The organism is Morganella psychrotolerans (assembly GCF_965118875.1).
GTDB classification, from domain to species: Bacteria; Pseudomonadota; Gammaproteobacteria; order Enterobacterales; family Enterobacteriaceae; genus Morganella; species Morganella psychrotolerans_C.
Genome location: NZ_CBCPJD010000007.1, coordinates 1 through 25,185, shown reverse-complemented (window position 1 = coordinate 25,185; position 25,185 = coordinate 1). Strand labels below are relative to the sequence as shown.

The window sequence follows — 25,185 nt, the reverse complement described above, 5'->3', positions numbered from 1 at the left end:
CGAATCTGACATCCACATTAATTCTGAATGGATATAATGCATGGCGATAAAACTCGAAGTTAAAAATCTTTATAAAATATTTGGCGAGCACCCTAAGCTTGCTTTTGAATTATTAAATCAGGGTCTGAGTAAAGATCAGATATTTGAAAAAACCGGTGCCACTATCGGGGTACAGGATGTAAATCTGGCCATTGAAGAAGGCGAAATATTCGTCATTATGGGACTGAGCGGTTCAGGGAAATCTACCTTAGTTCGTCTTCTCAATCGCCTGATTGAACCGACACGCGGCCAGGTGCTGATAGACGGCGAAGATATCGCGGTTATCTCAGACCAGGCACTACGCGACGTCCGGCGTAAAAAAATTAGTATGGTATTCCAGTCCTTTGCACTGATGCCGCACATGTCTGTTATCGAAAATACGGCATTCGGCCTTGAACTTGCCGGAATGGATAAAGCCGAACGCCATACGAGGGCGCTCGATTCCCTGAAACAGGTCAATCTGGAGCAATGGGCAAATTCATACCCGGATGAGCTTTCCGGCGGAATGCGCCAGCGTATTGGTCTTGCCCGCGCGCTGGCGAATGACCCGGATATTCTGCTGATGGATGAAGCCTTCTCCGCACTCGACCCGCTGATCCGCACAGAAATGCAGGATGAGCTGCTGAGCCTCCAGGGTGATAAGCAGCGTACCATTGTCTTTATCTCCCATGATCTCGATGAAGCCATGCGTATCGGCGACCGTATCGCGATTATGCAGGGCGGGATTGTCGTGCAGATCGGTACACCGGATGAAATTCTGAATAACCCGGCGAATGATTATGTCCGCACCTTCTTTCGCGGTGTCGATATCAGTCACGTATTCAGTGCCAAAGATATCGCCCGCCGCCGTGCCGATGCCCTGCTGCATGTGGCTCCCGGTTTCGGACCGCGCTCTGCGCTGAAAGTACTGAATGATGATGATCGTGAATACGGCTATCTGATTGAGCGCGGACAGAAATTTGCAGGCATAGTCTCTGTCGCCTCACTTGAAGCGGCGCTGAAAGCGAAAAAAACCATTACAGATGCCATCCTGAGTGAACCTCAGGCAGTCAGTGCCGACACGCCGCTCAATGAGCTGCTGACCGTTGTCGGGCAGTCTTCGTGCGCGGTGCCGGTTACCGGTGAAAACAACCGATATATCGGGGTTATCTCGAAAGGGATGTTACTTCAGGCTTTAGATAAGGAGACGCCGAATGAACCCGAATAACCAGCCGGACGCAGGACAAGATCCGTGGGCTGCGGCGTCAGAGCCGGATACTGCAGGCAGTACTGATCCGTGGGCAGATACCACCGGCAGCAGCGGTACAGACGCAGACCCGTGGGGTGGCGATGTCCCGGACAGCGGCACAGACTGGCTTGATGCCGGCGCTGCCGGTGACGCAGCGGGTCCCGCTTTTGACTGGACACATCCGTTTGACCACTCGCTGATCCCGTTTGACAGCTGGGTAACTGATATCATCAACTGGGTTGTACTACACTTCCGCCCGGTATTTCAGGGCATACGTGTTCCGATTGATTTTGTTCTCAGCAACTTTGAGCAGGGTTTAACCGCCATACCGGCTCCCGTTGCCATTGTGGTTTTTGCCCTGATCGCCTGGCAGATGAGCGGCAAAGGTCTGGGTATTACGAGCCTTTTCTCACTGACATTTATTGGTGCAATTGGTGCATGGACAGAGGCTATGGTGACACTGTCGCTGGTTCTGACCGCTCTGATGTTCTGTATTCTTATCGGGTTGCCGACAGGTATTGCACTGGCGCGTCATGAACGCGCGGCAAAAATAATCCGTCCGCTGCTTGATGCCATGCAGACCACACCAGCCTTCGTTTATCTGGTGCCGATTGTCATGCTGTTTGGTATCGGTAACGTGCCGGGCGTTGTGGTGACCATTATCTTTGCACTGCCACCGGTTATCCGCCTGACTATTCTGGGGATAAAACAGGTGCCCGCTGATCTGATTGAAGCCGCTGAATCATTTGGTGCCAATCCGCGCCAGATGTTATTCAAAGTACAGTTACCGCTGGCGATGCCGACCATCATGGCGGGGATTAACCAGACACTGATGCTGGCACTGTCTATGGTGGTTATCGCCTCGATGATAGCCGTCGGAGGACTGGGACAAATGGTTCTGCGCGGTATTGGTCGCCTGGATATGGGGCTGGCGTCTGTCGGCGGTGCGGGGATTGTTATCCTTGCCATCATTCTTGACCGCCTGACCCAGTCGCTCGGGAAAGACTCCCGTACCAAAGCCGGACGCTGCTGGTATCACACCGGACCCGCCGGTCTTATCACCCGCCCGTTCCGCCGCACACAGTAATACACCATCCCGGGAGCCCGGCTCCCGGCGAATTATCACCCTGCTGCACATCACCCCGGTCTGCGGCAGGCACAACAAGAGGGAAAACGATGCGTAAGACAGCAATTATGGCAATCGCCTTATCGGCACTCATTGGTACTCAGGCGCTTGCGGATACAGCGCTGCCCGGCAAAGGGATCAAAGTGCTGCCTGTACAAAGCACCATTACTGAAGAGACATTTCAGACCCTTATCGTCAATAAAGCCCTGGAAGAGCTCGGCTATGATGTACAGCCGATTCAGGAAGTGGATTACAATGTGGCGTATGCCTCTATTGCCAACGGCGATGCCACATTTATGGCAGTAAGCTGGGTGCCGCTGCATAATTCACAGTACAAAGCCGCCGGTGGCGACGACAAATTTTACCGCAAAGGGGATTATGTCGTGAATGCCGCTCAGGGGTATCTTATTGATAAGAAAACCGCTGAAAAATATAACATTACCAATATTGAGCAGTTGAAAGACTCGGCAATCGCCAAACTGTTTGATACCAACGGCAACGGCAAAGCTGACCTGACCGGCTGTAATCCGGGCTGGGGCTGCGAGGCCGCCATTAACAATCATCTGAAAGCATACAAACTGAATAATACGGTTGAACATAATCAGGGTAACTATGCCGCAATGATGGCTGACACCATCACGCGTTATAAAGAAGGAAAACCTATCCTGTATTACACCTGGACCCCGTACTGGATAAGTGACGAACTTAAACCGGGTCGCGATGTGGTCTGGTTGCAGGTGCCGTTCTCCTCTATGCCGGACGGTGAGAAAATCGAGACAAAATTACCAAACGGTAAAAACTACGGTTTCCCGCCAAGCACCATGCATATTACAGCAAACAAAGCCTGGGCTGAGAAAAACCCGGCAGCGGCTGAGCTGTTTGCCATCATGAAACTGCCGGTGGCGGCGATCAATGCCCAGAACCTGCGTATGCATGACGGACAAAATTCACAGGCTGATATTGAGCGCCATGCCAATGCCTGGATTAAAGCGAATCAGTCCACATTTGACGGATGGATTAACCGTGCGCGTCAGGCAGCTGAAAAATAAACCATTCTCTATAGAATCAAAAAACGGTCATGCTCTGCATGGCCGTTTTTTTGCTCAATTAAATGTGATTTAACTCACAAAATGAATACCCCTTCCCGGTGGGTTTCTATATAGTAGCGCCCCGTAATAACCTTATTCATTCAAACTGCAGGTTCGTTGGCTGCATCTTTAATGACGTTGGGTATATGCCCTTATCACTGTAATCCGCACATCTGAAAATCCGGACATAATGAAAAAAAAGACACCTGATGCCGTCCTGACCCCGGGACTTATCTGCCTGATGGCAATTGCCACCGGTTTATTAGTGGCAAGCAATTACTATTCACAGCCGTTACTCGATACTATCGCCACGCAATTCGGCGTCACTGCCGGTATGGCGGGCTTTATTGTCACCGCAGCACAGCTCAGTTATGCCGCCGGTCTGATGTTTATTGTTCCGCTCGGCGACAAATTTGAGCGTCGCAACCTGGTAGTCACCATGACACTACTTTCAGCAATCGGGCTGCTTATCTCGGCACTGTCACAGACACTCTGGCAATTACTGCTGGGAACGGCACTCGCCGGAATGTTCTCTGTTGTGGCACAAGTGCTTATCCCGCTTGCCGCGACCCTGGCAAAACCGCAGCACCGCGGTAAAGCAGTCGGGATTATTATGAGCGGGCTGCTGCTCGGGATCCTGCTGGCACGGACCGTTGCCGGTGCTCTGGCTGAATTCGGTGGCTGGCGGACGATTTATTGGGTCGCATCCGGGCTGCTCGTCCTGCTGGCGCTTACCCTCTGGTTCCGTCTTCCGCAATACAAACAGGTGTCTGATCTGAAATACAGACAACTGCTGGTATCCATTGTTGTGCTGTTTGTCCGCACACCTGTATTGCGGGTTCGTGCAGCGCTCGGGGCAATCGCATTTGCGTCATTTGGTCTGCTCTGGACCTCAATGGCATTTCTGCTGTCATCAGACCCGTTTAATTACTCAGAAAGTACCATTGGTCTGTTCGGTCTGGCGGGTGCGGCAGGCGCACTGATGGCAGGACAGGCAGGACGCTTTGTGGATAAAGGAAAAGGTCGTCAGACCACCAGCGCGGGTTTGCTGCTGCTTCTGCTCTCGTGGATCCCGATTGCCTTTGCCGGATATTCGGTCGCGGCATTTATTGCCGGTGTGGTTATTCTTGATCTCGCCGTACAGGCAATCCATGTCACCAACCAGAGTACCCTCTACCGAATGATGCCGGAGGTACGCAGCCGCCTGACCGCCGGTTATATGACCTGTTATTTTTTAGGCGGCGCACTCGGTTCATTGCTGTCAGGCTATGCTTACAGCCACTACGGCTGGATGGGTGTCTGTTACAGCGGCGGTGCGCTAAGTGTGACAGGACTGGTTGTCTGGCTCGCCGGGAAAAAACATGATGTTCCTCAGATAACCGATACGACATGCAGGCAACACGCATCTGACAACACTTCCCTCTAAAAAAAACACCTTCGGGTGTTTTTTTTCACTCAAAAATTGAACGAATCTCGAATAATAATCTACCGTCTGTAGATTATCCCTTCATAAAAAGTTACAAATAACACAGTTAATCAAAGAAAATAATTTTCGACCACGTAAAATAGATACCACAGCAATAATCACTACCATAACGGCAATGTGACCCATTACATCTTATTCAATGCAATAGGTCGCTAATAAAAATTGACGCCATTTATGTCGCGGAAATTACGCATAATTGAGATCAATCACTCTGTAGCAACAATGTAAGTGATTTGCTAAAAAATACGTATTTTTTATAATTAACATTCACAAAATTTATGAATCAGTTATCATTATCAAACGAAACATCGTGATATTAACCTGCTATAATTGTTAAATTAATCTTTTAGCTGACCATTCAGCCGGGTGATAGCTAAGTTATCGTACCAACAGAAACTAATAAGGTATCTCAATAATGGAAAGTTCATTTACACCGACAGAAGAGTTGCTCAACAGCCGTATATCACAGCAAAAAAGCCTGGGTGCAGACTTACCGTATCAGGAAATTTTACTGACCCGGCTCTCAATGCACGTTCAGAGCAAATTATTAGAAAAGCGTAACAGTATGCTGAAATCTCAGGGCATAAACGAAACATTATTTATGGCACTGATGATCCTTGATACTAAAGAATCACACAGTATTCAGCCATCCGAACTGAGTGCCGCACTCGGCTCTTCCCGCACAAATGCAACCCGCATTGCGGATGAACTGGAAAAAAACGGCTGGATTGAGCGCAAAGAGAGCCACAATGACCGCCGTTGCCTGCATCTGCATCTGACAGATAAAGGAACCGATTTTCTGCACAGTCTGCTGCCGCCTCAGCATGATGCACTGCGCCATATCTGGTCAGCTCTGGAAGAAGATGAGCAAAAAAGCCTGGAGAAACTGATGCGCAAATTACTCATCCAGCTGGATAAGAACGATAACTAAATAACCTTTTATTGTTTAAGGTTAATGAATACGAGCTTTTCTCAACACGGATGCGCAAAAAAACCTTTCCTGTTGGCCCGGATCCTTTATTCTTCACAGGCTGACATTTCCTGACATCAATTGATGTACTGCCATCAGGGCTTGCGGTTGTCGTATACAACAGTTACGACAACCGCAAGCCTGTTCCTGTTACCGGCTCAATTGCCGGATCAGTTACCTGAAATGCCATAAAAAACACCTTAAAAAAAGAAACATATCCGGAGAAAACTGATGAGTGTCAGTGAGGAAACTCAGGCTACAAAACCCCTGGTCCGTAACAAAAAACGACAACGCCGTAATACCCTGATGTTACTGACGTTACTCTTCATCCTGCTTGGTGCGGCATATACTGCATATTGGTTTACAGTACTCCGTCACCACGAATCTACGGATAATGCTTATATCACCGGTAATCAGGTGATTGTTATGTCTCAGGTTTCCGGCAGTGTCACCACCGTGAGTGCTGATAATACAGACTATGTCACCGCAGGATCACTGCTGGTTCAGCTGGATAAGCGGGATGCAGAACTGGCACTGGATAAAGCACAGATTGGTCTGGCAAACAGTGTCCGCCAGACCCGCCAGCAGATGGTTAACAGCCGCCAGCTACAGGCCGGGATTGAAGTGCGCCGCTCAGAACTCTCCCGCTTACAAAACGATCTGAAGCGCCGTGAAGTCCTCGGGGCGCAGAACGTGATCGGCAAAGAAGAGTTGCAACACGCCCGTGAAGCCGTTATCAGCGCCAAAGCACAGCTGGATGTCGCCACTGAACTGTTTAATGCCAACAAAGCATTTATTCTGGATACACCACTGAATGAACAACCGGCAGTAAAACAAGCTGCCACAGAAGTACGCAATGCCTGGCTGGCACTGGCACGAACCGATATCCGCAGCCCGGTAGATGGCTATGTTTCCCGCCGCAGTGTGCAGGTCGGGGCGCAAATCAGCCCATCCACTCCGCTGATGGCCGTCGTCCCGGCAAAAGGAATGTGGATTGATGCCAATTTCAAAGAAACACAGCTCAGCGCCATGCGTATCGGGCAACCCGTTAAGGTAATAACCGATTTCTACGGTGATGACATTGTCTTTCACGGCACCGTTACCGGACTGGACATGGGAACCGGCAGCGCCTTTTCACTGCTCCCCGCACAAAATGCCAGCGGTAACTGGATAAAAGTGGTTCAGCGTCTGCCTGTCCGTATTTCACTGGACCCGGCAGAACTGGAGCAATACCCGCTGCGTATCGGACTTTCCGGTGAGGTGACTGTCGACACACAAAATACGCAAGGTCCGGTGCTGTCACAAAATGTACGCACAACACCGGCGTATCATACCAATGCACTGAGCATTGATATGCAGCCTGCGGATCAGATAATCGCTGACATTATTAAACACAATGCCGGTCAGTAAGGAGTCAGGGCTATGCAAGCGCCACTGAGCGGAGCAAAACTGGCCTGGATGACGATTGCCCTGTCGCTGGCAACCTTTATGCAGGTACTCGACTCCACCATTGCCAATGTGGCAATCCCGACCATTTCCGGTAACCTGGGTTCATCAAACTCACAGGGCATCTGGGTGATTACCTCCTTTGGTGTCGCAAACGCCATTTCTATCCCGATCACCGGCTGGCTGGCAAAACGGTTCGGGGAAGTAAGACTGTTTATGTGGTCTACCGCCCTGTTCGCCATTTCGTCCTGGTTGTGTGGTATCTCCAACAGCTTAGGCATGCTGATTTTTTTCCGGATTATCCAGGGATTGGTTGCCGGTCCCCTTATTCCGTTATCGCAAAGCCTGCTGCTGAATAACTATCCCCCTGCAAAACGCGCAATGGCACTGGCGCTCTGGTCGATGACGATTGTTGTCGCCCCTATCTGCGGACCTATTCTCGGCGGTTATATCAGTGATAACTATCACTGGGGCTGGATTTTCTTTATCAACGTACCCTTTGGTATTGCGATAATGATGCTGACAGCAAAAACACTGAAAGGCCGCGAAACAAAAACAGAAATCCGTCCGATTGACACCGTCGGGCTGATTTTGCTGGTTCTTGGTATCGGCTGCCTGCAAATTATGCTCGACCAGGGCAAAGAGCTGGATTGGTTTAACTCTACAGAGATAATAGTCCTTACGGTTATTGCCGTTATCGCCATCATCTTCCTGATTGTCTGGGAGCTGACTGATGACCACCCGGTCGTGGATTTGTCACTGTTTAAGAGCCGGAACTTTACCATCGGCTGTCTCAGCCTGAGCCTTGCCTATATGCTCTATTTCGGGACAATTGTCCTGTTACCGCAGCTGTTACAGGGAGTCTTCGGTTACACCGCGACCCAGGCCGGGCTGGCTTCCGCACCCATCGGGATACTGCCACTGCTGATAACACCGATTATTGGCAAATATGCCCATAAAATTGATTATCGGATCATTGTGACATTCAGCTTCATTATGTATACCGTCTGCTACTACTGGCGGGCATATACATTTGAGCCGGGAATGGACTTTGCCACCGCCGCCTGGCCACAGTTTTTCCAGGGGCTGGCAATTGCCTGTTTCTTTATGCCGCTGACCACCATTACACTCTCCGGTCTGCCGCCGGAGAAAATGGCATCGGCATCCAGTTTGTCTAACTTCCTGAGAACACTGGCCGGGGCTATCGGAACCTCGATAACCACCACCATGTGGACTCAGCGGGAATCCATGCATCACGCCAATTTTGCGGAACACATCAACCCGTTTAACCCTAATTCGCAACAGATGTACCACACACTGGGCGAAATGGGGATGACACAGCAGCAATCATCAGCGTATATCGCAAAAATCATCACCGATCAGGCGCTGATAATATCGGCTAATGAGATCTTTTGGTTATCCGCAGGGGTATTCCTGGTACTGACACTGCTGGTCTGGTTCGCCAGACCGCCTTTTACCGCGGGTGGCGGTGGCGGTGGTGCGCATTAGCAAGTATATATACCCAGCGTCATTCAAGATGCAGGCAGGCGGCAAGCTCCGGCTGCCGGGGAGCATACATTAGTATGTGACCCGGCGGGCTGAGCGCAGCCAACGAACCTGCAGTTTGAATGAATAAGGGTATAAATAAGGCACTTCGGTGCCTTTTTATATTCAGAAAGGAAATAAAAACAAGCAATAAATTCAGAATATAACTAATTAAATAAAAAGGAAACAATATTTTATTAGCACATTATTTACTTGCACCTAAAACGATCATCCTGCTATTCTTTTTTCACGGACAGAAAACAGATATAAACAAGGATGTTTATGATAATGCCAACAGAAAACCAAAATATATTATCAGATTCAGAAAATAAATTACTCACATTACTGTCAACAGTAAAAAACAAAGAAACAACAATCAGTGAAACTGGTTATTTTATATTAAACCGTCAGGGTAATCGTTATTACATTATTAATATCAGCACTAGCATTCATTATCCGGCTTTAAACGGCGTTATCTGTTTTTATATCAGCCATCGTCATCAGAGCGTGATGAACCGCATGCTGCCGGCTCAGACCGATGGTCAATATATCACAGAAACAGACCTGAGCCTGCGCACTCAGTTATCACGGATAGAATCCGAAAATGATATCCTGCTGGCGGGTGCTGCATATTTTTGTCATGGACGAATGACCCATTGGTATTTATCCGACAAATATAGTTCACAGAATGAGTTCCATATGTCCATATTAAAATCACCATCCATTAACCGTTTATTACCACTGTATTTAATTCGTTAAGGAGAACGTCATGATGTAGATGTATTAATAACTGCCTGCCATACCTATTTTATTTTTATTGCAAATTTGCACCATGCTTTGGCATGGTTTTTTTGTTTTTTATAAATAAACAAACGATTTATTATATAGTGTAATAATGAAATAAATGTAAAGTACGCCATTAAAATTTTAAGGAATAGGCAGCAAGGGTGTCCATATCTGAATTGCTAGATAGACTAATAAACCGAGTTAATATTCCTAAATGGGATATTCATAATTATCTGCCGGGAGGACATGCTAAGCTGCGTGATAATGCATTAACAGATTATCATCTGACTAAAATCGATGACCACTACTATTTTCGTCATAACAAAACACGTGATATTTACCTGTGCGTTACAGGTGAAGTGTATTTTTATATTCATAATAAAAAGCCGGAAATGGTAAATTGTATACTGCCGTCGTTACCGACCAATAACCTGCAACATTACATTCCGGAAAAGGTATTTGAACGATTAATTGATCGTCAACACCGAATTTTGATGGCAGGAAAAATCACGCTGGATGACGGGCGAATCAGAAAATGGCGTCCTCTTGATATTTATTCTGAAAATTCATATACGTATCATAAGGCGCTGGATTCAGGTGCGGTTAAAAATCTGCTTACCGTGCATTTAATCAATTAAAAAACCCGGTCATAATGACCGGGCTGATAGTCCGTAATATGACATTAACAGACTTTATTTTGCTGCCACCAGCGCGCCAGAATAATACCGGTCGCAACAGAGACGTTCAGGCTTTCCACATTACCTGTACCGCCGACGGACAGACGCATATCACCGCCTTCCCAGACGGAATCGCTCAGGCCGTCACTCTCTTCGCCCAGAACCAGTACCATTTTTGCAGGCAGGTCGGCTTTCGCCAGATCAGTGCTGCCTTTATGGCTGGAGGTGGTAATGATGGCGTAACCCTGCTTGCGGAAAGTATCCAATGTGCCGGTTAAACCATCAGCATCAATCCCGACCAGATGTTCAGCGCCGCCTTCAGCAGTACGGACAGCCGCACCGGACTCCAGCAATGACGAGTCCTGTAAAATCACGCCGTTAACACCGAAATGCGCACAGCTGCGCATGATCCCGCCGAGGTTATGCGGATTAGCAACATTTTCCAGTGCCAGCACGCAATCCTGTTCACCGGCGGTTTGCAGATAAGTTTCTGCGCTCACACCGCTGCGTTTTTTAATCAGGAAGCAAACGCCGCCGTGATGTTCTGTACCGGATGCTTTCGCCAGTTCATCTTCTTCAACCACATGATAGGCTTTGCGGTTTGCTGCCATCCATATCAGTGCATCGCGAAAACGCGGCGTAACGGATTGCTCAAACCAGGCTCGGACAATGCGCTCAGGGCGGCTGCGGAACATAGCCTGACAAGCATTTTCACCGTAGATCCGGGTTTCTTCCTGACGCTGGCGACGCAGCTGAGCCGGGTCTATCTGGCTTTTACCACTGATACCACCGTGATCCGGAACCAGTCCCTCTTCACCCTCTTTAGGCTGACGGGAAACCGTTTTCCATGGTGAGCGTTCATCTTCAGAATAGGCACTCTGCCCTCTGCGATCACCACGATCATTGCGGTCACCGCGATCATTACGGTCATTGCGCTGACCCCGGTTATTACGATCGCCACGGTCAGATCCTCTGCCGCCACGTCCGTCAGATTTTTTCTGACTATCCGGTTTGTCCTCACTGCGGACATACATCACTTTAACTTTGCCGTTTTTACCACTATAAGAATCGTTCATGTCTCTCTCCCACGCCATTCCGGGGGCGAAGATTACCCGATGTCAGCCGGACTTACCAGTTATCATAACCGGCCGCCCCCGCCGGAGGCGCTGAACTCAGGCACCTCCGCGAAAAATCATGCTATTGTGCAGCGATAACAGTACAATGCATACTGTTTTTTGTGAAGACCAGCCGATAAAGATGAAGACCAATTCAGTTCACCAGTTACGTCAGCGCCGCCTGATGCAATCCACCCGCCCGTTCCGCGCCCGGGGATGCCGTGTAACACGTTGTAATGATTGCCTGTTACCGGAAAAAAATTGTTTGTGTGACACCATAAAAATACAGCCGGCACGCAGTCAGTTCTGTCTGCTGATGTATGATACCGAGCCGCTCAAACCCAGCAATACCGGAAAACTTATTGCCGATATATTGCCTGACACACAAGCCTTTATGTGGTCACGAACCGATCCCGATGAGTCTCTGCTGACACTTCTGCGTGACCCGTCCCGTCAGCCGTACCTGATTTTCCCGCAGGCGTATGCCACACCACCGCGCAGGGTATTCACAGATGTGCCGGAAAATACCAAACCACCTCTGTTTATTCTGCTTGATGGTACCTGGCCCGAAGCGCGTAAAATGTTCCGCAAAAGCCCGTATCTCAATGATATCCCGCTGTTGTCGATCAATGATATTGCGCAAAAGGATTATCTGCTGCGGGTCGCGGCGCGGGAAGATCAGCACTGTACTGCCGAAGTGGCGGCAGCAGCATTAATGATGGCGGACGACACGGCTGCCGGAAAACAGTTGCTGGATCACTTTATCTACTTCCGGTATCAGTATTTGAAGGGCAAGTCACATCTTCCGGTGGCACAAATTGCAGCGCAGGAACAACTTTTAGGCTAAATTAAAGCTCACGGGAACCTGACTGAGGGAAACACCATGAGCCAGCGCAGCCTTGAGGCATTACTCCGGCCTAAATCAATTGCCGTTATCGGCGCGTCTGAAAAACCACACCGTGCCGGTTCCCGGATGATGAGTAATCTGCTTAAAGGCGGTTTTGCCGGTCCGGTCATGCCGGTAACTCCATCCCGCAGTTCTGTTCAGGGGGTGCTCGCGTATGCCTGTGTGGCTGATTTGCCTCTGGTGCCGGATCTGGCCATCATCTGTACCCATTACAAACGTAATATTGCCCTGCTCCGCGATTTAGGTGAACGGGGTTGCCGTACCGTGATTATTCTTTCGGCCCCCGTCGCTCAGACAGAGGAACTGAAACAGACCTGTCAGCATTATAATATCCGTCTGTTAGGACCGAACAGCCTGGGTATCCTCGCACCATGGCAGGGGCTGAATGCCAGTTTTTCACCCATTCCGGTGCTGAAAGGAAAGCTCGCCTTTATTTCACAATCTGCTGCTGTCTCAAACACTATTCTGGACTGGGCACAGCAGCGGGCTATCGGCTTTTCTTACTTTATTGCACTCGGGAGCAGTGCGGATATCGACATCGACGATATTCTTGATTTTCTGGCCCGTGACAGCAAAACTAGTGCGATCCTGCTTTATCTTGAACACATTCATGATGCCCGGCGCTTTATGTCTGCCGCCCGCAGTGCGTCGCGCAATAAACCGATTCTGGTGGTTAAAAGCGGACGGACACAACGCGCCCAGTTGCTGACAGGCGAAACACCAAGTCTCGATATTGCTTATGATGCCGCTATCCAGCGGGCGGGACTGCTACGGGTGCAGGATACCCACGAAATGTTTTCAGCCGTGGAAACACTCACCTTTATGAAACCGCTGCGCGGTGAACGCCTGGCAATGATAAGTAACGGCGCAGCACCTGCTGCCATGGCACTTGATGAGCTATTCCGCCGTCAGGGTAAAATTGCCGGGCTCAGTGATGAAACCCGCAGCGCGCTGACTGCTGTGCTGCCTGATGATTTCGTGATAAACAATCCGCTGGATCTGCGTGATGATGCCACGGTTGATCGCTACATCTCCACACTTAACACCTTGCTTGACAGCCATGATCATGATGCTCTGCTGATAATCCATTCTCCGGCGGCAACCGCGCCGGGTCAGGAAACGGCAGCCAGGATTATCAGTGCCATCCGTGAGCATCCGCGCAGCCGCTGGCTGACAATTTTCACTAACTGGTGCGGTGAGTTTTCCTCACAAGATGCCCGCCGTCTGTTCAGCGAAGCAGGAATCCCGACCTACCGGACGCCGGAAGGTGCGGTGACAGCTTTTATGCACATGGTGGAGTTCCGCCGCAACCAGAAACAGTTAACAGAAACCCCCGCGCTCTCAGAGGGGTTGATGACTAACCGCCAACAGATACATCTCTGTATTGATAACGCCCTGCGCCATCAGAATACGGTACTGGACACTTATGAGGTGGAGCCGCTGCTGAAAGCCTGCGGGCTGAATATTCTGCCGACCCGGATTGCCCGTTCACCTGAGGATGCCGTTACCGTTGCCGATACTCTGGGTTATCCTGTCGCGCTGAAACTGCGCTCGCCGGATATTGCTCATAAATCTGAAATTCAGGGCGTTATGCTCTACCTGCGCGATAAACAGGAAGTCGCAGTCTCGGCTGCCGCAATAATGAACCGCGTCAGCCAAAATTTTCCCGATGCACAGATAGGCGGGCTGATTGTGCAATCCATGGCAAACCGTGCCGGAGCACAAGAGTTACGGATAGCCGTTGTACAGGATCCAGTATTCGGTCCGGTGATCATGTTGGGTGATGCCAGCCGGGAGTGGAGTGATGAATCCCCTGCTGCTGCCGCACTGCCGCCGCTGAATATGGCACTGGCGCGCTACCTGGTTATTCAGGCAATCAAAACCCGCAAACTGGCAGGCGGCAGTACACTCAGCCCGTTGGATATCACGGGGCTGAGCCGCGTTCTGGTTCAGGTTTCTAATCTGATTATTGATTGCCCACAGATAACGGCACTGGATCTTCATCCGTTACTGGCATCCGGTCCGGAATTTACCATACTGGATGCCACCATGACATTAGCTCCGTTTGCCGGTGATGGTGAGCAGCGGTTAGCTATCCGCCCTTATCCGGCGTCACTGGAAGAGAGCCTGCAATTAAAAGATGGTGCCGCCGTGCTCGTCCGCCCTATTCTGCCGGAAGATGAACCCCTGCTGAAAGCCTTTATCAGCCGGGTGACCAAAGAAGATCTTTATTATCGTTATTTCAGTGAAATCAGTGAGTTCACACATGATGACCTCGCAAAAATGACCCAGATAGACTACGACCGGGAGATGGCATTCGTCGCGATTAATACCACCGGCGATATTATTGGTGTCGCCCGTGCAATGTCTGACCCGGATAACCGGGAAGCGGAATTTGCTGTTCTGGTGCGCTCTGATCTGAAAGGGAATACCCTGGGGTATCAGTTGATGCGTAAACTGCTCAGCTACACAAAATCACGCGGGATCCAACAGCTGACCGCCATCACCATGCCGGAAAACCGGAATATGATCCAACTGGCAAAAAAACTGGGATTTAATGTGGAAACACAGTTTGAAGACGGGATAGTTAACCTGACCTTGCATCTGACGTCCGAAAATACCTGATTCTATACCCTTATTCATTCAAACTACCGCCAACGAACCTGCAGTCTGAATGAATATACCCAACGTCATTCAGGATGCAGGCAGTCGGCAAGGGAAGATAGACGGGGAGCATACATCAGTATGTGACCCGGCTGGATGAGTGCGGCCAACGAACCTGCAGTTTGAATGAATAAGGGTATAAGGGTATAAAACCGGACAACGTGATATGCGGCACAGACTTAGGTATCACTTAAGCGGAAAGTGAATTGCTGCGCACAATCCGACAAACTGATGTTATAATCCTCTGATCTTTTCATCTTTTCATTACCGGCACGGCGCAGAGTATTTCATAACCGCCGCCTATAACTAAAGAGATTATTCGCACTGTGATGTTGTCAAAATTCAAATCCGCGAAACACCAACAGCAGCTTGCACTACTGCCGAAGTTGCCACAGTCAGTGGCTGATGTTGAAACCCTGTTTCACACGAGCGACTTCAGAGGGCGTCTGTTAAAAGAAATCGCCGGTGCAAAGAAATCCATCTATATCCCTGCGTTATATGTCGAACATGATGATGCGGGCCGGGATTTTCTTGATGCACTTTATGCTGCCAAACAGGCGAATCCTGACTTAGATATTAAGGTGTTTGTTGACTGGCACCGCGCACAGCGCGGGCGCATCGGTGCGGCTGCAAATGCCACTAATGCAGACTGGTATCACTCACTGGCAAAAACGCACCCTGACCTCACGGTCCCGATTTTTGGTGTTCCGGTCAATACCCGCGAAGCCCTGGGTGTGCTGCATCTGAAAGGCTTTATTATTGATGACACCGTCATCTACAGCGGGGCCAGCATCAATGACGTTTATCTGTACCGTCATGATAAATACCGCTATGACCGCTATCACTTCCTGCGTAACCCGGCACTGGCTGCCACCATGAAGCAGTTTATAGATGAAACACTGCTTTCTGACGCTGCGGTACAAAAACTGGATACTGAAACCCGTGTGCGGACGCCGGAAATTAAAAATCAGATCCGTGAATTCCGCATGGGACTGCGCCATGCCGCATACCGGCTTACCGCACCTGCTGCCGGTGCTGAACAACTGGCTGTTACACCACTGATTGGTCTGGGCAAGAAAAATATGCTCAATAACACCATTGAGCATCTGATGTGTGTAACACAGGAAAAACTGGTTATCTGCACACCTTATTTTAATCTGCCGTCAACGCTGGTACGTATTATCAGCCGCCTGCTTCGCGACGGGAAACAGGTCGAAATTATTATCGGTGATAAAACGGCAAACGATTTCTATATCCCGCCGGAAGAGCCGTTTAAAATTATCGGCGGGCTGCCTTACCTGTATGAAATAAATCTTCGCCGCTTTATGCAGCGGTTACAAAGGTTTATTGACAGTCAGCAGTTGACTGTCCGCCTGTGGAAAGACAGCGACAATACTTACCACCTGAAAGGAATATGGGTGGATAATAACTGGCAGCTGATAACCGGGAACAACCTGAACCCGAGAGCCTGGGGATTGGATCTGGAAAATGCAATTTTGATTCACGATCCTAAACAGGAACTGCAATCTCAGCGTCAGGAAGAGTTAACTAATATCCGTACGAATACGATGGTTATCAACAGCTTCCGTGATCTGGACATTATCAGTGACTATCCGGTTAAGATCAAAAAACTGTTACGGCGCCTGCGCCGCATCCGGTTGGATCGCCTGATCAGCCGAATTTTATAATATCGTCCAATCCCGGCACTGTCCGGGATTTTTTTGCGGATTTGACAGGGAGTTAATCATGCCGCTTAAACATATTGCCCATATCCTTCTTACTACCATCTTATTGCTTTCAGGTGGTTGCACCATGCATCTTGCAAATGACAGCTGGACCGGACGGGACAAAGCACAGCATTTTGCCTTTTCCGCAGCAGCCGCCATCGCCGGTAATGCTTATGGTGACCATCAGAATTGGTCACACCGGCAAAGCGCGCAATTCGGTATCGGGTTCTCTGTGGCATTGGGTGCCGCGAAAGAATTTTATGACAGCCGCCCTGCCGGCACCGGCTGGAGTGTTAAAGATTTTGCGTATGATGTTGCCGGCGCCGTTGCCGGTTACAGTTTGTACCAATCGCTGAAATAAAAATCTGATGCACGGGGATAGTTACTTAGCCGGGATGCCTGAATCATTGCAAGAACATTATATTTTCACATCAACTTATTTTGTTACATATTAATACCTAATTAAATATAAAAATAAAAATAAAAAACACACACACCCGCATCAGCCTTAAATATTTAAAGTCAATAAACCCCCTCGCTAATACAAATAAAATAAGCCATAAGCATTTAAAAATAAAATAATAATGAATATACAACTTTCATTTTCAGTTAAAGATAAAACACATGCCTTTTGATTTCTTCTATTAAATGAAAATAAAATGTCTAGTTACAAACACCTAAATTAAAAATAAAAAAGGACGTTTTTCATATCATTACCTGCCTGCAATAGGAATTTACTTATTTAGAGAGTAGTAAATAACTCATAATAACCTGATAATAATAAACATTATATTTTCTTTTTTCTCTTTTTAATTCTATTCCGGATATAGGTCAAAATATGAAATTCAAATTATCACAAATTACCATATTGGTAGTGAGTGCCCTTTCTGTATCTGCTGCTGTGGCGGCAACAAACATTGATGTTGTTGGTAATAAAGTTAATGGCGGAACAGGAACTGTTCAAACTGAATTTACGGGTTCAAATCAACAAAATAATACAGTTGAATATACCGGTTCAATAAAAAACAGTCCGAATACGACTACGTTTATCGGAAAAGAATCTGCAACTGAAAGTAATCTGTATACCACTTATGGAAAAGATAACTTAGGTAATAATATCCCCGTAGGTGTTAACTATGATTATGAATATTTTTACTCTCCTGTCGAAGTAAAAGACTTAACGATTACCGATTCAAGCGTTCGTATCAATGGTAAGGCTGATAATTTAACTGTCAGCGGTGACTCCATTGTCACTATTACCGGAAGTGATGCTTACGATAACTATCGCGGTGCCGACTACGAGAATCCGTCAAATCCTCAGTCATCATTACCGCTACACCGCAATAACTATAAAAATAACCGAAAAGATGACGTCACTATCAGCACTGCAAACGGAACGTATAATGATGCGTCCAAACAGTATCTGGACGGTTCTCATATCGGTGATGTAAAAACAAATAATACGAATGGAGCAACACTGACAATTAAGGGAACTGACGTTCAGGATGCCCGTTTAGACCCGGCTGATCGGGGTGAATATCTGGTTTCAACCGGTGACACCTTTAACAACCAAGCCAAACAGGTAGTTGGTGAAAAATCACTTTCTCAGAATGCCAAATTCAACGGTGCCAGTGAACAAATTCTGGCAGGGAAATCCGGAGCCAAAGCTATCTCCCTTGATGCGGTATTTACCGGCGACGAAGCAACCGGCCAGCGGGCAAAACAAACCATTGGTGACAACGGGCTGGCAATTGACTCCACATTTGATTACGCAGAACAACATGTAAACAGCGGTGGTGTTGCCAAAGGTAATACATTCACAAACAAATCCAGCCAATATGTTGCCGGTACAGCAGAAAATAATACATTGAGTGGTGGCTCAAATCAGTATATCAGCGGCACAGCAACAACCAATAACCTGACTGATTCAAACCAGCACATTGATATTGGTGGTACAGCCACAGATAACATCATTAAAAATGGCTATCAGGATGTTAAAGGAACTGCGGTTAATAATAACATCACCAATGGTAACCAATACGTCGAAGGTCTTGCTGAAAATAATACGATTGATAACAGTGCAGTAAAACGCGGTGAGCAGGTAATCACTGGTACAGCGAAAAATAATACACTGACCAATACTGACCAGAAAGTGGCAAAAACCGGCGTTGCCGGTGTCAAAAATGACATCACCAATGGTAATCAATACGTCGCAGGTCTTGCTGAAAATAACACTATTGATAACAGTGCCACTAAACGCGGTGAACAGGTAATCAGTGGTACAGCTAAAAATAACACACTGACCAATACTGATCAGACAGTGACAAAAGACGGCGTTGCCAGTGTCAAAAATAACATCACTGATGGTAATCAGTATGTTGATGGTTTCGCAGAAAATAACACTATTAATAATACTGATGCAGCTAAACCGGGTGAGCAAATCATCAATGGCACAGCAACCACTAATATTCTGACCAATGTTAAGCAAGTCATCAAAAATGGCGGGCTCGCAACAGATAATACCCTGTCAGGTAATTCACATTTAACCGTTGAAAATGGCGGTGAAGCTAAAAATAATACCCTGAATGACAGTGTTGATATGGTTGTTGAGGTTAACGGCAAAGCAACCGGCAAAACGCAGTTTAACGGCAAAAATAACCTGGATCTGTATGCGGCAACCGTCAATGGCGCGTATGTGGAAGATCTCGCACTGAGCCAGACCAAAGGCAACAGCTCCATTGATATCTTTGAAGGTACAAAAGAGCACGATGCTGTGACAGTCGGCACCTTAAACGGTAAAGGCGATGTCGCGTTTGTCCATACAAAAAACCCTGCCGGTCACACTCAGATGAACATCAATACTCTGAGTAATAATGATCCGACGCAGTATGACAATACCACCTTAAATTTCACCATGAACAGCAATATCCTCAATGGTAATTCTGATTATATCAATATGGATAATGCATATGGTCAGCATTATGTCACCATCATCGAGCGGGATACCGGTAAAGAAGCAGTTCTGATGCGTCCTCAGTCTGCCGACTTTGCCTATATAAATAACTCAGCCGGTGACAGTAATGCTGTTTTTGGCATGAAAGATGCTGACGGCAAAATTCTGGATCTGATGGATGCGGGGACTTACATTCATAATATTCAGACCCGTCAGGGCAACCACAATGACACCACATGGTCATTCACCGCAACAGATCGTCTGACACCAAGTGCGCGTGCAGTCCTTGCATTATCCGGTGCACCACAACTGATGTTTAATAACGAAGTTGATCATATGCGTGCCCGTCTGCAAATGCTGCGCACCAATGATGCTATTCAGAACGGTCTGTGGATGCAGGGTGTCGGCAGCAATACTAAAGTCGATAAAGATCAGATCCAATACAAACTCAGCCATGCAGGCCTGGAACTCGGTGCAGATTACCAGTTAGCGTTAAACAGCGACAGCAAACTGGTACTGGGCGGCTTTACCGGGTTTGATAAAGGGAATGTAAAAAATGATTGGGCAGGTACCAGTGATTTAGACAGCTATACCTTCGGTGCTTACGCCACTTATATGAATACAAATGGCTGGTATGCTGACGGTTTACTGAAATATAACCATTTCGACAACAAGCTGCATACCACATCCACCAACGGCTATGACGTGAGCAGTGATAATTACTCCACCTCTGTCTGGGGAATGGCGCTGGAAACAGGCTATACCTTCAGCTTCAGTAACCAGGCATTTATCACGCCATACGGTCAGTTAGCCTATAACACCATGGGTAGCAAAAATATCACCCTGAGCAACGAGATGGATGCAGAAATCAAAAATCAGCGTTCATTCACCAGTGAGTTAGGGGTTAACGTCGGTAAAGATTTTGCCTTCAATAACGGGCTGAAATTCTCTCCGTACCTGAAAGCGGCATGGAACCATCAGTATGAAAACGGTAATGAAGTAGAATTCAACCGCTTTAATACTATCGATATGGACTTATCCGGCAGCACAGGCAAATTCGGGCTGGGCTTCAATGCGCTGTATAACAATGTCAATCTGTATATGGAAGTACAGCACATTGCCGGTGATGCAGTTTATTCACCAATTAATGGTCAGATTGGTGTCCGTTATAATTTCTGATGATAACTGATTATCTCTGAAAGCTGCCTTCGGGCAGCTTTTTTTATGGACAGGAAAAACATCTGTTTCAGGTAAGCATTTACATTTAAATACGCTGTACATGCTACTCTCCTGCTGAAAATGTCTTTTTACATCACTTATATTAAGGATCCGTATGAAATACCTTCGTGCCGTTATTATCTCCGGTTTCATCGGCTTAAGTTTTACGTTTTCTGCCGCATCTGTAGCCGGTGAAAAAATAACAAACCCGCTGAAACAGTGCTATGAGTCTATTGGTGATGCCCCCGTGACAGAACTTGCCGGTTGCTTAACGGCCAAATTCAATACGGCTGACATTCAATTGAAAAGTGTGGTGAAGCAGGAAAAAAACCAATTAGCATCACTAAAATCAGCAGGAAGCAAAAAAGCGATTAAGTCACTGAATGCATCACAAACAGCCTTTACCGCATTCCGTGATACAGAATGTCAGCGCCGGTATGATGCAGCGCTTGGTGGCAGTGGTGCAGGTGATTTTATGAAAGCATGTCAGATTGAACTGACCGAATGGCGTATTCAGCAACTTCAGGCTGAATAAACCTTACACTGAGTGAACCGGATACCATTATTCTGTTCACTCTTATCATTTGCTGTAACAGTTATCGAACCCCCTGTACTACCCCTTATTTTTTCACTTATTTAATCATCTCATTACAGCACATTAGAAATAAAATAAATCCAATTAATCATTACCTGATATTTATTTCTATTTCACAATCTTTAAATATATCCCGGATAAAATAAATATGAATTCTGTATATCCAGCTAAATGAATTTACCTTATGGTATGCAACTAACTCATTATAAATGTAATTAATAATCCCTTTAGTGTTTTTTAAATTCTATCCACCTTTCTTGTATGGATTTATGGCCAGCCATAAATATTGGAGAATATCGGTATGAAGAACTTTATTCTAAAACGCAGTTTTCTTTCCGCATCCGTCATTATTGGATTAGGTATATCAACCCAGGCATATTCCGGCATTACCGGCCCGCTCGGTTCATTTAATGAAGTATTCAGCGGAATGCCCATTGAGGTAAGTAATACTACCTCAGGCACTGAACTGTGGATTGTCAATGATGAACGAGCCGCTGTTGATGAAAATTATGCATTATTTATTACAGATAATGGCGGGATCGATCTTGGTGATAACGGTAACCGGGAAGATAAGATCCTGTATAATAACATTTTTGCATTCACATCCAACAACAGTGATACAGCCTCAATTATATTAGGATCAGGAAATAGTACAGCCAACCCTTATTTTAATGCTGATAGTGTAGGTGTTTATTCAAATCAGAATGGTATACAAGTTAATAACGGCAATCTCACACTAAAAGATAGTCATATTTCTTCACTGGAAACCGCAATTGTAATAGATAATTCTGCCGGTGGTCAAAGTAAGGTCGATCTTTCCGATATCACTATAAAATATACCCCCGAGGATTTCGATTATATCTTAAAAGAATATCTTTATACCACTACCCCTGTAGGGGGCACAGAAGGACGTATTGGTCTGGATATTATCGGAAACAGCAGTGCCGATAAAACAAAACAAACAACTGTTACCGGAAAAAATATAACCATCGACAGCCGCTATCTTGCTCTGGTCATAGGTAAAGGCGCGCAAGGTAATTTTAATATTTTAAATATCACCACAACAAAGACTGATCAGCCGACTATAGAAGCATCCGGTGAAAATACAACACTGACAATATCAAACAGTATTATTAATTCGTCATCAACGGGTGTTGAAGCCATCGGCACAGGTGATTCCGCTAAACAACCCGCAAAAGTAGTGCTTAACCATTCTATCATTAACCGTAACAGTAGCCGATTTGGCTTACTGGCACGCAAAGGCGGAATAATAGAAGCGAATGATGTCGATATCAATTTAAAAGGCGGACCCAACGGCAGTGCAGGATTTAGTTTCGCCGCCGTTGCCGTGCGCGAAGAAGGGACGCTTGCTGAGCTTAATAATGTCAGAATTAACGACTCTCTTGATAATTCCCCATCCGGGATGATAGGTATTTATGCTGACAGCGGAGCAAAAGTTAATGCTGACAATGTTAAATTAACCAGCAACTCAGCCGGAGGAGAAGGAATCCGGTTACATGAGAAAAAAACAGTCGTTAATTTAAAAAACAGCCAGTTTGATATAAGCGGAAATAACGCCTCTGCGGTGGGTATGTTATCCGGCACGCTGAATGTTGATAATTCGCTCATCAAAGCCACTGACTACATAATCAGTATCGGTAATATTGAAAATACTCCCGCCAATAATATCAATATTAAAAACTCTATCCTTGCCACAGATAACATGCTGCTGCGCGGTGGTCCGAATGTGGAAGTAAATTTCACCGCCGATAACAGTCAATTATCCGGGCGGATACAATCACAGGGTGGATTTCCGGGCAGCAGTCACTCGAATATTACGCTAACCAATAACACAATCTGGTCATTCGGGGCACTTTCCACTATGAATGAACTGCATCTCGATAACAGTCTGGTCAGGATGCTGAAACCCGTTAATGACACATTTAACCGGCTGGAAGTTGATACGCTTGCCTCAAAAAATGGGGTGATTGAATTGTGGACGGTTTTTGCCGGTGATGATTCAAAATCTGATCAGGTATTAGTAAATGAATCTGCCACTGGTCAGACAGGGCTGCGTTTCCGTAAAGCTGGTGGCGAAGGAGCATTAACAAAAAATGGAATACTGATTGTTGATGCCGCCGACAACAGCGGTTACGGCGGCCCGAAAGCAACAACCACAACAGACGCTTTCCATATCGATGGTGGCTCAGATGGCTATCGTCAGGGCTACGGTACTATTGTATCGGGTGCATATGAATACAAACTGACCCGTGGTTCCGATATAAGTAAAAATGAAAGTAATTGGTATCTGACGTCTCTCAAGAAGAAAGATGAAATTATACCTCCGATTCTCCCGCCGAAAGTAATACGCCCACCTGAAATCAGCATGTATTTTGCCAACGCACAAGCGGCACGGGACATGCAACGCCATACGTGGCAGGACAGAGCCGGCTCCCGTCTTAATGCAGATGATACTGATGGTACACCGGCAGGCTGGGCGCGGATTGTTGCAGATACCAGCTCGTTTAAAGATGAATTCGGGGACAAACGTAAAACAAATACACAGGTGCTGCATTTAGGCAGTGATGTTTACCGCCACAACTTCAGTAATAACAGCCGCATCACATTAGGTGCAATGGCACTCATCGGCAAGGCTTCCAATAAAATAACAGTCAGTACACGTGACGCAAAAGGGAACGTCTCCACACGAAACGGAAATGGTGATGTAAACAGTTATAATATAGGGACTTATGCAACCTGGCAGCAGTATCCGCAAAGTGCGGCCGGTACGTACGTCGATACCTGGTTACTTCAGGGATGGAGCCGTAACGAAGTCAGCGGCAGCGGTCAGGACAAAGATAAATACAATTCCGGCAACCTCTCATTATCTGTTGAAGCCGGTTACAGCCAGCCGATTTATGAGGCAGAGAATGTTCGCTGGACTGTGCAACCACAAGCTCAGATTATCTGGTCTAAATCCTCGACCAGCGATTACACACGTAACGTGAACAAGGATAAAGTGGTCTGGGATGATGAATCACAGTTTACAACCCGGATTGGTGCGCGTCTGGCGGGGGATATTAAAACTGAATCCGGTGTGATATTCCGTCCATTCACAGAGCTGAATTATCTGCACTATCCGGACAGTCAGACAATACAGTTTGGCGCTGATCGTGCTAAAGATAAAATGCCGAAATCGGCTGTCGGGATGAGCTTAGGTTTACAGGCAAATATGAATGATAATATTTTAATCCGCGCTGAAATTCAGGGCGAAAAAGGAAAGATGGATTACAGTAACCTCGGTGGCCAGCTCGGGATCACCTATAAATGGTAATATAATTACATAATGATATGGCACTTCGGTGCCATATTCTTTTATCTTCTCCGCTCATACATACAAAGACATACATATATTTATCCGCATTAAAATACAATCCCCCGGACATTAATAAATGAATATTATACTTATTCATTCAATAAGTTATCTATTCTTAGATCTATCATTACCCCGCATATATTTAATTTACTGCCAGTGACATCAAACAGAAACTCTTGTTTCATTCATGAAAAGTATCGGGATTTACTGAATCAGGTCAGGAGGAGGATAACCGGGGA

The 25,185-nt window shown here is 46.9% G+C and carries 16 protein-coding genes; 15 read left to right on the top strand and 1 reads right to left on the bottom strand.

Annotated elements, in window-relative coordinates; genetic code table 11:
- Positions 1 to 40: 40 nt before the first annotated feature.
- The 8 genes from proV (at position 41) to ACMHKJ_RS09225 (ending at position 10,352) form a co-directional block, all read left to right on the top strand.
- A complete protein-coding gene (proV, locus tag ACMHKJ_RS09260) occupies positions 41 to 1,246 on the top strand; it encodes a glycine betaine/L-proline ABC transporter ATP-binding protein ProV (RefSeq protein WP_413493350.1) in 1,206 nt (401 codons plus the stop codon).
- Entirely contained in the window at positions 1,233 to 2,354 is a 1,122-nt protein-coding gene (gene proW / locus ACMHKJ_RS09255; RefSeq protein WP_413493348.1) for a glycine betaine/L-proline ABC transporter permease ProW, read from the top strand. The genes proV and proW overlap by 14 nt, the downstream gene beginning before the upstream one ends.
- 89 nt (positions 2,355 to 2,443) lie before the next feature.
- The gene (gene proX / locus ACMHKJ_RS09250; RefSeq protein ID WP_413493346.1) at positions 2,444 to 3,442 is read left to right on the top strand and encodes a glycine betaine/L-proline ABC transporter substrate-binding protein ProX; all 999 of its coding nucleotides are present in this window, start codon (positions 2,444 to 2,446) and stop codon (positions 3,440 to 3,442) included.
- A gap of 229 nt (positions 3,443 to 3,671) precedes the next feature.
- Positions 3,672 to 4,907: an MFS transporter gene (locus tag ACMHKJ_RS09245; RefSeq protein WP_413493345.1), complete on the top strand. Its 1,236-nt coding sequence runs from the start codon at positions 3,672 to 3,674 to the stop codon at positions 4,905 to 4,907.
- A 475-nt stretch (positions 4,908 to 5,382) separates the two neighbouring features.
- A complete protein-coding gene (gene mprA, locus ACMHKJ_RS09240; RefSeq protein WP_413493344.1) occupies positions 5,383 to 5,898 on the top strand; it encodes a transcriptional repressor MprA in 516 nt (171 codons plus the stop codon).
- Positions 5,899 to 6,168: 270 nt separating this feature from the next.
- A complete protein-coding gene (emrA, locus tag ACMHKJ_RS09235) occupies positions 6,169 to 7,347 on the top strand; it encodes a multidrug efflux MFS transporter periplasmic adaptor subunit EmrA (protein WP_413493342.1) in 1,179 nt (392 codons plus the stop codon).
- Positions 7,348 to 7,359: 12 nt separating this feature from the next.
- A complete protein-coding gene (gene emrB, locus ACMHKJ_RS09230; protein WP_413493340.1) occupies positions 7,360 to 8,892 on the top strand; it encodes a multidrug efflux MFS transporter permease subunit EmrB in 1,533 nt (510 codons plus the stop codon).
- A gap of 983 nt (positions 8,893 to 9,875) precedes the next feature.
- Complete coding sequence (locus ACMHKJ_RS09225) at positions 9,876 to 10,352, top strand: hypothetical protein (RefSeq protein WP_413493338.1); 477 nt, start codon at positions 9,876 to 9,878, stop codon at positions 10,350 to 10,352.
- Between the two features lie 44 nt (positions 10,353 to 10,396).
- Here ACMHKJ_RS09225 and ACMHKJ_RS09220 read toward each other — a convergent pair whose 3' ends face one another.
- A complete protein-coding gene (locus tag ACMHKJ_RS09220) occupies positions 10,397 to 11,467 on the bottom strand; it encodes a tRNA/rRNA methyltransferase (RefSeq protein ID WP_413493336.1) in 1,071 nt (356 codons plus the stop codon).
- 181 nt (positions 11,468 to 11,648) lie between these two features.
- On the opposite strand from ACMHKJ_RS09220, the gene ACMHKJ_RS09215 reads away from it, so the two are divergent.
- From ACMHKJ_RS09215 to ACMHKJ_RS09185, 7 genes are all read left to right on the top strand, one after another.
- A complete protein-coding gene (locus ACMHKJ_RS09215; protein ID WP_413493334.1) occupies positions 11,649 to 12,353 on the top strand; it encodes a tRNA-uridine aminocarboxypropyltransferase in 705 nt (234 codons plus the stop codon).
- A gap of 36 nt (positions 12,354 to 12,389) precedes the next feature.
- Positions 12,390 to 15,038 (top strand): bifunctional acetate--CoA ligase family protein/GNAT family N-acetyltransferase, encoded by a 2,649-nt coding sequence (locus ACMHKJ_RS09210; RefSeq protein WP_413493332.1) that lies wholly within the window; start codon positions 12,390 to 12,392, stop codon positions 15,036 to 15,038.
- Between the two features lie 368 nt (positions 15,039 to 15,406).
- Complete coding sequence (gene pssA, locus ACMHKJ_RS09205) at positions 15,407 to 16,765, top strand: CDP-diacylglycerol--serine O-phosphatidyltransferase (protein ID WP_413493568.1); 1,359 nt, start codon at positions 15,407 to 15,409, stop codon at positions 16,763 to 16,765.
- Between the two features lie 58 nt (positions 16,766 to 16,823).
- Positions 16,824 to 17,165, top strand: coding sequence for a YfiM family lipoprotein (locus tag ACMHKJ_RS09200; protein ID WP_413493330.1), 342 nt, complete (start codon positions 16,824 to 16,826; stop codon positions 17,163 to 17,165).
- A 477-nt stretch (positions 17,166 to 17,642) separates the two neighbouring features.
- Positions 17,643 to 20,936: an autotransporter outer membrane beta-barrel domain-containing protein gene (locus ACMHKJ_RS09195; RefSeq protein WP_413493328.1), complete on the top strand. Its 3,294-nt coding sequence runs from the start codon at positions 17,643 to 17,645 to the stop codon at positions 20,934 to 20,936.
- Between the two features lie 154 nt (positions 20,937 to 21,090).
- Entirely contained in the window at positions 21,091 to 21,510 is a 420-nt protein-coding gene (umoC, locus tag ACMHKJ_RS09190) for a UmoC family flagellar biogenesis regulator (protein ID WP_413493327.1), read from the top strand.
- Between the two features lie 361 nt (positions 21,511 to 21,871).
- Complete coding sequence (locus ACMHKJ_RS09185) at positions 21,872 to 24,904, top strand: autotransporter family protein (RefSeq protein ID WP_413493326.1); 3,033 nt, start codon at positions 21,872 to 21,874, stop codon at positions 24,902 to 24,904.
- Positions 24,905 to 25,185: the final 281 nt, after the last annotated feature.

Excerpts from the sequence above, each read along its gene's own strand:
- proV (WP_413493350.1), top strand. The coding sequence starts at position 41 with ATGGCGATAAAACTCGAAGTTAAAAATCTTTATAAAATATTTGGCGAG.
- ACMHKJ_RS09220 (WP_413493336.1), bottom strand. The coding sequence starts at position 11,467 with ATGAACGATTCTTATAGTGGTAAAAACGGCAAAGTTAAAGTGATGTAT.
- mprA (WP_413493344.1), top strand. The coding sequence starts at position 5,383 with ATGGAAAGTTCATTTACACCGACAGAAGAGTTGCTCAACAGCCGTATA.
- ACMHKJ_RS09195 (WP_413493328.1), top strand. The coding sequence starts at position 17,643 with ATGAAATTCAAATTATCACAAATTACCATATTGGTAGTGAGTGCCCTT.
- ACMHKJ_RS09215 (WP_413493334.1), top strand. The coding sequence starts at position 11,649 with ATGAAGACCAATTCAGTTCACCAGTTACGTCAGCGCCGCCTGATGCAA.
- ACMHKJ_RS09200 (WP_413493330.1), top strand. The coding sequence starts at position 16,824 with ATGCCGCTTAAACATATTGCCCATATCCTTCTTACTACCATCTTATTG.
- ACMHKJ_RS09245 (WP_413493345.1), top strand. The coding sequence starts at position 3,672 with ATGAAAAAAAAGACACCTGATGCCGTCCTGACCCCGGGACTTATCTGC.
- ACMHKJ_RS09210 (WP_413493332.1), top strand. The coding sequence starts at position 12,390 with ATGAGCCAGCGCAGCCTTGAGGCATTACTCCGGCCTAAATCAATTGCC.
- emrA (WP_413493342.1), top strand. The coding sequence starts at position 6,169 with ATGAGTGTCAGTGAGGAAACTCAGGCTACAAAACCCCTGGTCCGTAAC.
- emrB (WP_413493340.1), top strand. The coding sequence starts at position 7,360 with ATGCAAGCGCCACTGAGCGGAGCAAAACTGGCCTGGATGACGATTGCC.
- proX (WP_413493346.1), top strand. The coding sequence starts at position 2,444 with ATGCGTAAGACAGCAATTATGGCAATCGCCTTATCGGCACTCATTGGT.
- umoC (WP_413493327.1), top strand. The coding sequence starts at position 21,091 with ATGAAATACCTTCGTGCCGTTATTATCTCCGGTTTCATCGGCTTAAGT.
- pssA (WP_413493568.1), top strand. The coding sequence starts at position 15,407 with ATGTTGTCAAAATTCAAATCCGCGAAACACCAACAGCAGCTTGCACTA.
- ACMHKJ_RS09185 (WP_413493326.1), top strand. The coding sequence starts at position 21,872 with ATGAAGAACTTTATTCTAAAACGCAGTTTTCTTTCCGCATCCGTCATT.
- proW (WP_413493348.1), top strand. The coding sequence starts at position 1,233 with ATGAACCCGAATAACCAGCCGGACGCAGGACAAGATCCGTGGGCTGCG.